Annotated in this window: 5 protein-coding genes; 4 read left to right on the top strand and 1 reads right to left on the bottom strand. The window is 65.1% G+C overall.

Annotated features, from left to right (window positions below; all coding sequences use genetic code 11):
• From IBL26_RS11050 to IBL26_RS11035, 4 genes are all read left to right on the top strand, one after another.
• Entirely contained in the window at positions 1-6,060 is a 6,060-nt protein-coding gene (locus IBL26_RS11050; protein ID WP_187784540.1) for a tetratricopeptide repeat protein, read from the top strand.
• A 108-nt stretch (positions 6,061-6,168) separates the two neighbouring features.
• Positions 6,169-7,686: a glycosyltransferase gene (locus tag IBL26_RS11045; protein ID WP_187784539.1), complete on the top strand. Its 1,518-nt coding sequence runs from the start codon at positions 6,169-6,171 to the stop codon at positions 7,684-7,686.
• 67 nt (positions 7,687-7,753) lie between these two features.
• Positions 7,754-10,210, top strand: coding sequence for a tetratricopeptide repeat protein (locus tag IBL26_RS11040; protein ID WP_187784538.1), 2,457 nt, complete (start codon positions 7,754-7,756; stop codon positions 10,208-10,210).
• 295 nt (positions 10,211-10,505) lie between these two features.
• Entirely contained in the window at positions 10,506-12,320 is a 1,815-nt protein-coding gene (locus IBL26_RS11035; protein ID WP_187784537.1) for a hypothetical protein, read from the top strand.
• Between the two features lie 116 nt (positions 12,321-12,436).
• Here IBL26_RS11035 and IBL26_RS11030 read toward each other — a convergent pair whose 3' ends face one another.
• Positions 12,437-13,579, bottom strand: a complete 1,143-nt coding sequence (locus IBL26_RS11030) for an endo-1,4-beta-xylanase (RefSeq protein WP_187784536.1) — start codon at positions 13,577-13,579, stop codon at positions 12,437-12,439.
• Positions 13,580-13,652: the final 73 nt, after the last annotated feature.

The following is a 13,652-nucleotide window of genomic DNA, read 5'->3' as shown; positions in this document are numbered from 1 at the left end:
ATGCGTATTGCAGTGGCAGGAACCTCGAACTCTTTGATGAGGGACGGATATACGCAAGGTCTAAAGGATCATCCTGCTGTCTCGGCCTTTGATAACTTCTCAACCGGGGGCAGCTCGTCGGTCCTGCTTTTTCGCGTCGCGGCAGATTACTCCCTGCATGGCTACGACTTTGTCGTTTTAGACTTCGCTCCGAACGAAGACTTCTTTTACAACAGCGGTCGAAGCTCCGAAGCCGAGATGAGAGATCGGCTGACCGATTTCATCGCGACCCATCTGAGCCCGACAACTGTGCCGGTTATCGCGATTCTGCCGATCGTACCTGGACTGAGTGAAACTAGGGCGGTTCATGTCTTCCTTCGTGGCTTTGCTGAGGAGCACGGCTACCCTCTGTATGATGGGTACACATTCGCAGAGTCGGCTGCCTATGCTCTGTCTACCAAAGCCGATCATCTCTTTGCTGACCGCGACCATCTGCATAGGGAAGTCGCCTATCAATTTGGGAAGTTGATCGGTGATGGCCTGGCCAGAATTCACCAATCTCCACCTGCCCGCAGTACCACATCAGGAACGGCGCCCAGCTTCCGGTTCCATAGACTTTCTTCAGATGATGGAGTCGCCGGCATTGCCAACATTGAAAGGAAGACCTCGGCGCTTGGAGCCGGGTTCTATCGGCTTGAGGACGGTCAGAAACTGCAGGTCGATGTCGAACGTCCGTGCGCAGTCGTCGGCGTAGGAATCAACGTTGCCCAATGCAGCGGAAGATTGGTCATTTCTTCCGGAAACGAGATGCGTTCCTTGCCACTCACGCATCCAAATTTCTACAGCCCGCAGCGCAAAGACGACGTCAAGAGCCTCACTTACATGCTCCGGCCAATGAAGGAAATTTCAGGCCAGGATTTTACGCTATCGACAGGAAAGAAGGATGGTGAAGACGGCATCATCGAGGTTTCCGGCTTGGTACTTCGCGGAGAATCTCGGCAAGTAGAAATTCCTGTCTTTGGATTTGATTCCTCGATCCGAGAGCCAGCATTGTTGCTTTCGGATTCCGCCATCGAGACCATCCGGCCCATCGTCGAGAATGCTGCAAAATTGAAGAACGAAGCCGCCGGCGAGGCGCAGCCGGCTCAGGCACTGCCGGTAGCCAGAACAGCAAAGCGCCGAGATCGCCGAGCGTCCGATCCTATCAGAATTCTGATTCTCGGTACATCCAACTCTATTCTGAAGCGTGGCTGGGTAGCCGGCCTTCGCGAAGCGATGCCGGATGCCGAAATCGACAACAAGTCGATCGGTGGCTCGCCAGGCACTCAGTACGCGACTTTAATGAGGATGGAATTTTCTTCATTCGACTACGTTTTTTTTGACTCGATTCCAAACGACGAGATCTACGAGGATTTCCTCGGAGAACAGTCTTTCGCCGAGCGGGTTCTATTCGAGATTCTCTCGACCATCTCGGCCCAGAGCAATCTGATCATTATCGGTTTTTGCCTTGACGTGAACCTGCGGACGGCATCCAGGATCTATGCTCGTCGGCGCTTTCTTGCCCATGCTTGCGGGGCGCAATTCGTTGGAATGCGCGACCTAGTTCTGCGTTACGGAAGGGCCATTATTGGAGAAGCCGAAGAGCTTTACGAGACGGACGCACATCCGAAGCAGGCTATCCAGCGGCTGTTCGGCTTCCATATCGGCAGGGAGATCACGAAGGCCGGCTACTCTCTTCCCCTTTTTGGATTTAGCCATAACTACTCCAACAACTTTTCCGCAGTAGATCCGACGATCAATCCATCCAGTGGCACGGTTCAGGAGCTGAAGAATAGCTTGCTGAGCGTGACGGTCCTCGCATTGCGGGAAAATGACTCGATTGTCTTTCCAGAGGAAAGGCTCTGCCTCGGCTTCTATCTGAATAAGTTCAACACGCGTGCCTTCGTCTTCCTCGAAGGTAATACTGCTCGCCGTGCAAAAGAATTCTGGTACGACATCGCTAGAGACAAGTTCGAGATGCGCTTCATCCCGATCTTCAATGGTGCGCCGGTCGTCCGGATCACCGTTGCGGGCGCTGAACTTCCGTTTGAGAGGTCGGCCTATACGGGCTTCTCAAACTGGCCAACCGAAGGAAGGCACGCAATCTTCTCTCTGGGAACGATTGCGTTCTGGTCGGGCGATAGGAACGCGCCCGTTCCGATCCCTCAATGGGAAGACCTCTCCCTCGAGCTTCACGACAGCGTTGATCGGGCGGTCAGCGCTGCCTTGGGGGTGGAGGCGGATGCCGTCGTGCCCACGGACAAGCCTGTCTCAGCAGAAGAGCGGAGTGCCCGTTCGGTCCTATCATTGTTGAAGGAAGGAAAGCCGAGAGAAGCTGCAGATGCTGCGGCGCCGCTGACCGGAAATGTACAGCATACTGCCTTGACGCGTTACTCATTGGGGCAGTTGGCTCTACAGCAACGGAAGGCGAAGGAGGCAGAAGGCCACTTTAAGGAAGGTCTTCGCCTCAATCCGAATCATCGCGAAATCCGTCGTGCATACGCGACACTCTGTTCAGACCAGAAGCGCCATTCTGAAGCTGTCGAGCACCTCCAGAATACCGTTTCCAGAATTCAAGACCCTGGCGATCTCCAGAGGCTGGGGCAAGCTCTTTTGAAAAGCGGTCAAGTGGACGACGCGGTGGGACCGTTGCTGCGAAGCATCGAGACCCGGCCCAATGCACTCAGCCATAATCTTCTTGGCTCCACCTTGATGCGCCAGGGCCGCTTGGTGGAGGCCTACGAACACTATCAGCAAGCTCTCCAGTTGGAACCCAACCGGTTGCCAGCGCTTCGTGAGGGCGGCTTGGCTTTGATGCGGATGAAGCGACCGCAGGAAGCGATCGGTTACTTCTCACGACTCGTCGAACTCGCACCGAAGGAAGAGCGAGGCTACCTTGGCCTCGGCCGGGCGCAGGCGGCAGTTGGAGAGATTGCCACTGCCACAGAGACGTTTCTAAATGGTCTCAAGGTCTGCGGCGAAGACATCGACCTGCTGATCGAGCTTGCGCGCCTGCGGGCGCGGGCCGGGGACCGTGTGGCCGCAAAGGAGTTGTTCGGCCGCGTCCTGGCTGTGCAGCCGGACCATCTCTACGCATCACTGGAATTCATCCGCCAGGCCATGACCGCGCGGCAATTCGCCCCGGCGAAGGAAGCTGCGGACCAGCTGATCAAGCGGCATCCGGAGGACCCGGATGTGCTATTCGAGTTCGGCCGCGTTTGCCTGGAAACCGGCCAGCCCGAACGCGCGCGCCAGTCTTTTGAGGAATCCCTGGCAAAGCGGCCGGCCTACCACCCGGCGCATTACCGTCTCTCACAGCTGGAACTGCGCAACAACGATGTCGCCGCCGCCCTCGTCCATCTCTCCCGCGCAGTGGAGCTTGAGCCGAAGCGCGTCAATTACCGGATCGACCGTGCGCGGCTGCATCTCGCCCTCAACCAGTTCGACCTGGCGCGCCAGGATGCGGAAGCGGCGCTGGGCGTCGAGCCGAAGAACCTGAAGGCCAGCCAGATCGTCACCCTGGTGCGGGAGATGAGCGACGATGTGCCGGACGCGCATCTCGCCCTGTGCTTCCACGCGGCGGAGGAAGAGCTGCCCGCGCTGCGCGCCGCCCTCTCCCCCATCCCCGAGGCGCATGAGGGCTGGATCGCTACGCCCACTGGCCCAGTGGGCGAACGCATCCTGCTCTGCGGCCGCGATGGTGCGGAACCGTTGCTGACCGAGGCCTCGGAAGCGCCCTGGATGGCTGTGGCCCCGGCCTCGGCAGCGCCGGCGCTGATGGCCCTTCTGGCCGACCCGCAGCTCAATGCCAGTCTGCGCGGAATCGAGAAGATGCACGGCCGCGTCGTCTTCACCGATGCCGCCGGCCTGCCGCAGCTGACGGTGATGCGGCGGGAATTGTTGCACTTCTTCTCCGACATGGCGCTGATCGAGCGCCAGCCGGTGCATGCGCTGATCGATGCGCATGAAGAGATGCTGCGGACCGTGACGGTCGACCCGCAGGGCCAGGTGCACCGCCTGCCGGCGCCGGGCGCAGTGCGAGAAGGCGGGACGGACAAGGTCTTCCTGATCTCCCGCCATGGGTTCGAGCTGTATGGCGGCGGCGAGCAGTTCCTGCGCGGCATGGCGCATGTCTATCGCGGCGAGGGCTTCGAGCCGATCATCATCGGCATGCGCAGCGATGTCGCGGGCGCCGTGGAAGGGCAGGAAGGCGAGCAGCGCTTCGCCCAGATCCGCCCCTTCCCAGGCGACATCTTTGCCTATGCGTTGAAGCGCCGTCCGCGCGTGGTCCAGGTACTGAGCGGCCTGGGATACGAGGTGCTGACGCCACTGAAATACCTGCACATGACCACGGTCTACGGCACGCATTTCTGGCGCGACATGTTCGAGGAGATCGGCGGCTACCTGAACATCGACCAGAACGCGGTGCCGAAGCGGGAATTCAACGCGATCCTGCAGCAGGCGACCGTCGTCTACTCCAACTCCCACTACACGGCAGAGATGAAGCGGCGGCATTTCGGCGTCAGTACGCCGCTGGTCTATTCGCTGACGGCGGATACCGACGTGCAGCCGATCACCGATGGTGAATACGCCCTGCTGGTCAATGCGCGGCCGGAGAAGGGCTTTGACCTGATCCTGGAAGTGGCCAAGCGAGTGCCGCATGTGCGCTTCCTGGTACTGGCCAGCCAGAGCCCTGTGGCGCAGGCGGAGGAGGAGGTGGCGCGCGCCGGCGTCACCAACATCACTGTCGCCGGCAAGGTGTCGGACATGATGGAGGCCTATGCGAAGGCCAAGGTCGTGCTAGTGCCCAGCTACGCCTTTATCGAGACCTTCTCCCGCGTGGTGATCGAGGCGCATCGGCTGGGCCTGCCCGTGGTCGGCTCGGACCGCGGCAACGTGCCATACCTGCTGACCGAATCCGGCAGCGCCCTGCCGGAGGATGCCGATGCCTGGGCGGCGGAGCTGGACCGGCTGTTCACCGATCCCGCCTACTACCGCCGCCGGACCGAGCTGGCGCTGGAGAATTCCGCCCGCTACGCCTTCGCTGGCCAACCAGAGCGGATCCGCCGCATCATCCGCTTCGGCGAGAAGCGCATCCTCGTCGCCGTCGGTGCCGGCCTTGGCAACATCGTGCAGACCTCACCGCTGATCCGCCGCCTGGCGGAGCATTACGGCCGCCCGGTGGACGTGGTGGTGAAGGAAGACTTCAAGGGCTGCAGCGTGCTGGTCGCGGGCTCCCCCTACGTCAACATGGTCTTCCCGCTGGATCGGAACGTCCTGCACAGGGAGTATGACCTCGTCTATGTCACCCACTCCTTCGGGGACATCATTCCCTCCTTCAATTCGAACCAAGTGATCGCCGCCCGCCGCCATTTCGTCTTCCAGATGACGAAGGAGATCCACGAGGCCGAGTTCAACCTGTTCTGCGCGCGGGAGCTGCTGGGCCTGCCGTATGAGAAGGCGGATGCGGCGAAGTACTTCGTCGCCAATGCCAGCCGCGCGGCCATCCCGAACGGCATCATCGGCATCCATTCCGGCGGCAAGGGTGGGGAGTGGGAGGAAGGCAGCTGGCTGAACAAGCGCTGGCCCTATTACAAGGAGCTGGTGGCGGCGCTGCAGCAGCGCGGTTACCAGGTCGCCTCCTTCGGCGTCGCCTCCGAATATGTCGAAGGCACGATCGATCTCACCGGCACGCCGCTGATGGAATCGGTGCGCAACATCGCGCAGTGCTCCTATTTCATCGGTAACGATAGTGGCCTGATGCACATCGCCGATGCACTCGGCGTACCGCTGACCACCATCTTCGGCCCGACCTCGGTGGTGAAGAACGGCCCGCTCTCCTCCACCAGCTCCGTCATCGAGTTGAAGAAGGACTGCGCCCCCTGCCAGTTCGATGAACGCTTCGCGACCTGCACCTGCATCGCCGCGGTGGGCCTCGTGCCGGTGCTGGACCACGTGCTAAAGCACATGGACAAAGCGACAGGCCCGGATGGTGAGAAGGCCTATCTCCAGCTCGAGAACGTACCGGTCACGGTCGACTGAGCGAGGCAGGTTATTGTCCTCCAGCCATCTGGCGCTTACCTGGAGCCGCTTTCAGCAGCCTGGCGCTGCTGCGGGCGGTAACAGGCTGCGGCTGAGGACATAAGGATAGTGGCTCTGGCGAGCGGCTCACGCATTCTGTTTGGTGTCACCACCTTCAACCGCCTGGACATCGTGGCCCTGGCCGCGCGCTCCCTCTCCCACGCGGCGGGGGTGGCGGACGCGGCCATCCTGGTAATCGACGACGCCAGCACGGATTACGACCTCGATGCGCTGCGGCCGCTATTCCCTCCGCATGCCAAATTCATCCGCCGCCCGGTGAATTCCGGGCGCGCCGACTATGCCGCCCATGAATTGTTGCGCGTCTTCCGGGAGGAACGGGTGGAGGACATCCTGGTCTGCCTGGATTCCGACCTGCTGGTGGCCGAGGACGTGATCGCCACGCTGCAGGCCGCCTTTCCGCGCACGGATGGCCTGCTCTCCCTGCTCAACGCGCCGTCGCATCCCGGCACTCTGCGGAACGGGCTGCTGGTCAAGCGCTCCGTCGGCTTCGCCGGCACCGCCTGGTCCCGTGACGTGGTGGCCGAGGTGCTGGAGCATGTGCAGCCCTCTCCCCGCTATGACTGGGATATCTGCGAGCATCTGGTGGCCACGGGGCGGGAGATCTTCTGCCTGCCGGACTCCGCCGTGCAGCATCTGGGCTTCGCCCAGGGGCAGAACTCGCATTTCCTAAGGGCGGATTACGGGCTGTCCTTCACCGACACCAACTGGTGGAACGTCTCCGCCATCCAGGAGACGCTTCTGTTCGGCGTGCGGCAGGAATTCCGCAACGTGATGGCACATGCCATGGGCGCGGCCGAGATGCGCGGCTTCCACGCCCTGCTGGAACGCCAGCAGGTCGACACTGCCCTGGCGGCGCTGGCGGAGCCGCCACCCCTGCCAGCGGCGGTGAAGAAGCAGCTCTCCGCCCAGACCAACGTGGCGAAGGAGCGGGAGGCGGCGGAACATGCCATCCTGGCTGGGCTGGCGCGGCCGGGCTGGATCTGCCTGGACGTGGCGCAGGATGCCGGCCAGGTGGCGCTGCTGCTCAGCCGCTGCGTCGGGCCCGGCGGCCAGGTGCATGCCTTCGGCTCCACCCCCATGGCGCGCGGCAAGCTGCGTGCGCAGGCGGAGATGCTGGGCCTCGGCAACCTCGCCATGCCGGAGGCGCTGGTGGCCAACCGCGTCGGCTCGGTACAGCAGCCGGATACGTCGGCCGGGGAGGACGGCCCGGCCGTGCCGACGCCGGTAGTGACGCTGGATGGCTATGTCGCCGCCCAGGGCATCACGAAGGTGCACCTGCTGCGGCTGGGCATTCCCGGCCAGGCCGGTGCGGCGCTGGAAGGCGCGTACAACCTCATCTCCCAGCAAAAGCCCTATATCGTGCTGGACGTCTCCCACACGGCGGGGGAAGACCCTGCCCCGGTGAAGAAACTGCTCAACCGGCTGCGGATGGCCGGCTACACGCTGTGCGGCATCCGGCGCAATCCGTGGCCGCATGTGCGGCTGCTGGAGGCGCCGGATTACGCGCACTCTTTCCACCACAGCCTCTTTTGCTACCATGGGCCGCGGAATGACGCCCATGTCTGACATGGCCATGACCCTGAATGCGGCGCCCGCGCGCCGGCGCCGCCAAGACCTGGGAACCGCTCACAACATGGATATGCAGACCATGGACATCGCCAACGATCCCAAGGATGCTGTGGCCTCCGCCCGCCTGGCGGGAACCCTGGCCGCGCAAGGTGAGTTCGCAGCTGCGGAGCGCGTCCTGACCGAGGCGCTGGACCAGTCCGGCCGCTTGCCGGTGCTGCTGCGCCGGTTGGCTGAGCTGCACCTGCAGCGCGCCGCCTATGATGCCGCCCACGCCGCGGTGGCCGAGCTGCTGGCGGCCGAGCCGGAGGAGCCCGGTGCACTGGACACCCTGGCCCGCATCCACCTGCGCCAGGACAACCTGGAGGAGGCCGAGGCCGCCGCGACCCGGCTGGTGGCGCTGAAACCCACCAATGCCAATCGCCTGCGCCGGCTCAGTGGCATTCTCGCAAGCCGCGATGACCTGCCCCGTGCCTTCGCGCTAGCGCAGGAGGCCCTGACGCTGGAGCCGCAGGCACCAGGCAGCCACCTGTTTCTTTCTCAGTTGCACCTTCGCAACGGCGACCTTGCTGCCGCCGAGGCTATCGCGTCGCGGGCGCTGGAGCTGGCGCCGTCCGACCCGGCCACCCTGCGACGGTTGAGCGGCTTGGCCATGCGGCGAGGCGACCTTACCCAAGCCCTGGCTTTGGCCGAGCAGGCGATGCAAGCGGACCCTACGAACCCAGCCAATGGCTTGGCGCTTTCCTCCGTGCATCTGCGCCGCGCCGACCTGGCTGCCGCTTCGGCGGCCGCCAGCAAGGCGCTGGAGGCAGCACCCCATAATACTTATGTGTTGCGTCAGCTCAGCGATATCGCATTGCGGGGCGGTGATGCCGAGCAGGCCCTGACCTGGCTGGAGCAGGCCCTAGTGCTGAACCCCGCCGAGGCTGCGTCCCACAGCCAAGTCGCCGCCCTCTACATGCGACAGGGCGAATGGGAAACCGCGGCCTCCGCCGCCCGCCGTGCAGCGGAACTCATGCCCAACCCGGTGATGCTGCGGCGTCTCGCCGACATCCTTTCCCGCAAGGGAGAGACGGAGCAGGCCTTTACCGTGGCGGAGCAGGTGCTCACCCTCAACCCGCTATTGCCTGCCAGCCATCTGTTCCTGACCGAACTGCATGTGAGGGCCGGGGACCTGGATGCCGCCTGGACCAGCGCGACCCGGGCGCTGGAGTTGGTGCCGGGCGACCAAGCCTCTCTGCGGCGGCTTAGCGACCTAGCGGCACGGCAGGGCGATTTCACCCGCGCACTGGAACTGGCGGAGCAGGCGTTGGATGCGGACCCCAACCATCCGGCCAACTATCTGACCCTTTCATCCGTGCATCTGCGTGCCGGCGACATGCAGGCGGCCGAGGCTGCCGCTGCCTTGGCGCTGGAGGTCTCCCCAGCCGACACCACGGCGCTGCGGCGGTTGAGCGACATCGTCTTTCGGGGCGAGGACCGCGAGCGTGCCTTCAGCCTGCTGGAGCAGGCCATCGCGGTAAACCCAGCCGAGGCCGCCTCGTACAGCCAGCTTGCCGGGCTGCACCTGCGGCAAGGTGATCTGCGGGAAGCCGAGGCCGCGGCCTCACGCGCCGTCAATCTAGCTCCCGCCAACGCCGCCATGCTGCGACGCCTCAGCGACATCGCCGCACGCAGGGGCGAGACGGAACGGGCCTTCGAGCTGGCCCAGCGCGCAGTGGACGCGGAACCGGCCTCGCCCGGCAACCACCTGCATCTGTCCAGCCTCTACCTGAACGCCGACGACATCGAGCAAGCCGAAGCCGCCGCGCGCCGGGCGCTGGCCCTGGCGCCAGCCGATGTTGCGGCGCTGCGCCGGCTAAGTGGCATCCTCGCCCGCACGGGGGATCTGGAATCCGCCGTGGATTTCGCCCGTCAGGCGGTGGAAGCGAACCCGAAGGACGCGAACTCCCTCGGCTTCCTCGCCGCGCAATATCTGCGACAGGGCGACGTGGAAGCCGCCGCAGCCACGAATGCCAAGGCGCTCGAGCATGCCCCAGGCAACCCGGGCGCGCAGCGGCGGATGGGCGAGATCGCTATCCGTCAGGGTGACCCGGACGAGGCCGAGCGCTGGCTCCGTCAGGCAATGGCCTCCAGCGTAGCAGCCGGCTCGGCCGACCTGTCCGCCTTCCGCGAGCTCTCCAGCCTGTTCCTCAATCTAGGTGATCTGGACCAGGCCGAGGCCGTGCTGCGCCAAGCGCTGGACTACCTGCCCGATGCCGACGCGATGTGCCGGCTGGCGCAGATCGAGGAACGCCGTGGCAACCAGGATGCTGCTGTGGAATGGCTCAGCCGGGCCATCGAGCTCTCGCCCTCCCTGTTGCGGCCCTACAATCTGCTCACCGGACTCAGGCTGCGGCAGAAGGATTTGGATGGTGCGGCCCGCGCACTGCGCGTCGCCACGACCATCGCACCGGACGACAAGGCCGTGCTGCAGCACCAGCGGAACTTGGAACGGCTGCGCAAGCAGGCAGGCTCCGTCTGAAGCGTCATCGTCTTCGGCTGGATCAACCGGGAACGTGAGTCACGCGGCCTAGCGGAACCTGGAGCATGTCTGCTGCATTCACCGCAGCAGGCATGCTCCAGGACGCGCGGCTTGGCCACGGCATCCAGCGAGGAACAGCCATCGCCCGCTCTCGCACAGGGAGGCGCGGCGGCCTTACATGGCATTCACATCCGGATCAGTTGAGGTCACGGCCGTTCTGCCAGCCTCTAAGTTGGCAGCCGGGCAGCCCGCAGGTGCTTATGGGGCTCCACTCCCTTTTCTGGAGATGCGACGTATGTCTGGCATGATGTCTTCCCGTTCGCGGCGCGCGCTCATCCTGGCTGCCCTGGCCGGTGCCTTTGCCGCCCCGGCGTTGACTGCGGTCGCTTTCGAACCTTCAGCGCGTGATGCGTTGGCCCGGCAGCTTTCCACCGCCGGGGCGCAAACGCAGCGCTCTGCGGAACGGCCCGGCGCACAGCTCTCCTTGCGGACCTTCAGCAATGCCGCACTGATCGCCCTGGCTATCGAGAAGGACCCGGCCAAGGCGGCCCGTCTACTGGAACCAGTCCTGGCTGCGCAGGATCCGGCCACTGGGCAGTTCCCCTGGCTTCAACCCGGTGCCCGGCGCGTGGACGATACGAATGCCATCGAATTCACCACGCAGGCCTGGGGGCCACTGCTGCTTGGGTTCGCGGATCAATTGCCCGCCGATCTGCGCGAAAGGCTCTCCCGCCAGGCAAAGGCGGCGCTGCCGGCCCTGGCCGGGCACAATCCACCCGTGTCCTACACGAACATTTATCTGATGAACGCGGTAAACACGTTGCTGATCGGTCAGGCCGTAGGCGACGATGCGGCGGTCCGGCGCGGCCGCGCCAAGCTGGAAGCCTGGCGCGAAACAGCGCGGACTATCGGGGTGCGCGAGTTCGGTAGCCCAGTCTACTACGCGACCGACCTCAATTCGCTCGTGGCTGGCTACCTTTACGTGACGGAGCCGCGGGACAAGGACATGTTTCGCGGCATGCTGGACTTCTTTTGGTCCGACATCGCCGCGCACACCCTGCAGGGAAAGCTGGTCGGCCCCCATAGCCGCGACGAGGATTTTGTCTTCGGCGAGGGCCCGCTGAACATTTATCTGGGCGCCGAGGGGTGGCGGCCGGTGGACGAACAGGCCCGCCTGAACCCGGAAATGATCTTCGCCTTCCTGAACATGGGCACCCAGGGCTACCGGGTCAGCCCGGATATCGCCGCGCTCGCGCAGCGGCGGGCCCGTAACGTCCTGGCGCGCTGGGGCACGGAAGCAGGCCAGACGCGCAACCTGTTCATCGAGGGCGGCGTGGCCATCGGCTCGGTCGGCGGCGGCAATCTGAGCTCGACCGACAAGGTCTTTACCATCGACCTGCGACGCGACATGCGCCGCTCCGTCACAATGAGCTTCCTGCCCACGGTAAGCGATAACCCGCTCGGCGAACGCATGCGGGTCGGCTTCGGCCACAATAAGGTTTGGCATCCGCCGCTGAATGGCGGGATGGCGCAGCGGAATGGTTGGGTGCTCGGCAGCTTCGACCTCAATCCCTCCCGGGAGCGCGAGCGGGGCGGCGCGGCCTTCAGCACCAGCCTGTTCGTGCCCCGGGATGCGGAAAGCATTTCCCTGGATGGCCAGCGCTTCACTGGGCAGGACCTGCAAGGCAGCGGGCGTTCCGTCCTCGCCGTGCGTGATGGTGACCGCTGTGCGGCCATCCGCTTCATCCGGGCCGATGCTCGGGGGCAGATCGTGCTGACCGGCGAAGGCGGCCTGCCGGAAGCGCTCCGTCTGGTCATCCCGCAAGACCCGCAGAGCCAGCGGTCGCAGATCGCCTTTCTGGCCCGCGCGGGGCGGTGCGATGCCGGCACGCAGGCTGAATGGGTTCGGCAGGTCGCCACCGCTCCCGTGCAGGAGAGCACCGACCGGGACACCTGGTCCCTGAGCGCCACTGTGGAAGGATCGGCTCTCTCGCTTCGCCGCAGCCTGCGCTCCCGCCGGGTGACGCAGCTTCAGGGCGGCGACAGCGCCGCCAACGGCCCGTCCCTGAGCATCAATGGCGAGGATCTTACCGGCCCCCTCCGCCGCTGACCACACGGCACTGGCAAGCTTATCCACACAGCGGCCTCTTGGCAGGGTGCGGAGCCCTGGCATGGCCTCAGGAAAGCGCAACGACCGGCCGCACCCCGGCCAGCCGACCCTTTCCCCTACCGGCGCGGCGCCCCGCGCAAGGCATCGCCGATTGCGCCCCACGCCGGCTTGGGCTGGAACGCTGGGTCGAACGGATGCGGGCGGGTGGGCAGGCCGTCTTCGCGCCGGGCGAAGCGGCTGTCGTTCATCCAGGTGAAGCGGTCGCTGATCCCCCACAGCGCCACCAGGGTCACGCTGGGCTCTGCCAGCGCGGCGTCCAGGAAGGTGCGGTAGGTGTGCGCCACCGCCGCGTCGCGCACCGCCACCTCCGGTGGCAGGCCGCGGTCGGTGACGTCCAGCTCGGTCACGTAGCATTCCAGCCCCAGCGCGGCGACGCGGCGGATGAAGCCGCGCAGCACCGCCGGGTCGAAGTCCCGCCACGCCGCGGCGCTCAGATGCGCCTGGATACCCAGGGCGTGCACGGGCACCCCCCGGCGCAGCATGCCCTCCAGGAGTTTCAGCAAAGCGGTGCGGCGGGCGTCCTGTTCCGGCGTGGCCATCTCCACCCCGTATTCGTTCAGCGCCAGCCGGGCGGTGGGGTCGGCCTCGGCCGCCCAGCGGAAGGCGAGGTCGATGTAGTCCAACCCCATCCGGCGCAAGAAGGGTGAGTCCCGTAGTCCGTCCGGCCGGTTGTCCCACGGCTCCACCGGTTCGTTCACCACGTCCCAGGAATGGATGCGGCCGGCATAGCGCCCGGCCACGGTGGTAATGTGGTGGCGCAGCAGGGTGCGCATGCCCATGGCGTCGGCCGGGCCATCACCGAACCAGCCGGGCAGCGCGCCGTGCCACACCAGCGCGTGGCCGCGCACCGCCTGCTGCCGTGCCTCGGCGAATGTCAGCATGGCGTCGGCGCCGGTGAAGTCGAACTCCCAGGGGCCGGGGCGCAGACCGGGCCATTTGAATTCGAAGCCGGGCACCAGCATCGCCATCTCCTCCGTGGCGATGCGCACCATCTCGGCCGATTCCACGACCTGGCCCTGGGTCAGCGTGGCGCCGAACAGGATGCCGCGCTGCGCCGCCAGGCCGCCCATGCCGCCGCGCCCGGCCGCCTGCCCCATCCCGCCCCATGCCGGCGGCGCGGCGGGCGAAGGGGCCGCGGCGGCCAGCGCGGGGGAAAGCCCCGCCAACCCCGCCAGCAAACCGCGCCGCCTCAGCTGCAAGCCCGTCACGCCTGCGCACCATGAGAGGATGGCTGGCTTTGCGTCACCCTTTGACCTTGCCGCTTTCCGCTGG

Source organism: Teichococcus aerophilus (genome assembly GCF_014490485.1).
GTDB lineage: Bacteria > Pseudomonadota > Alphaproteobacteria > Acetobacterales > Acetobacteraceae > Pseudoroseomonas > Pseudoroseomonas aerophila.
Note: the sequence above shows the minus strand (reverse complement) of the source record. Positions and strands in the feature narration are given on the sequence as shown.

Bases quoted from the DNA above. Each gene is read 5' to 3' on its own strand.
- IBL26_RS11040 (WP_187784538.1), top strand. From the start codon at position 7,754: ATGGATATGCAGACCATGGACATCGCCAACGATCCCAAGGATGCTGTG.
- IBL26_RS11050 (WP_187784540.1), top strand. From the start codon at position 1: ATGCGTATTGCAGTGGCAGGAACCTCGAACTCTTTGATGAGGGACGGA.
- IBL26_RS11035 (WP_187784537.1), top strand. From the start codon at position 10,506: ATGTCTGGCATGATGTCTTCCCGTTCGCGGCGCGCGCTCATCCTGGCT.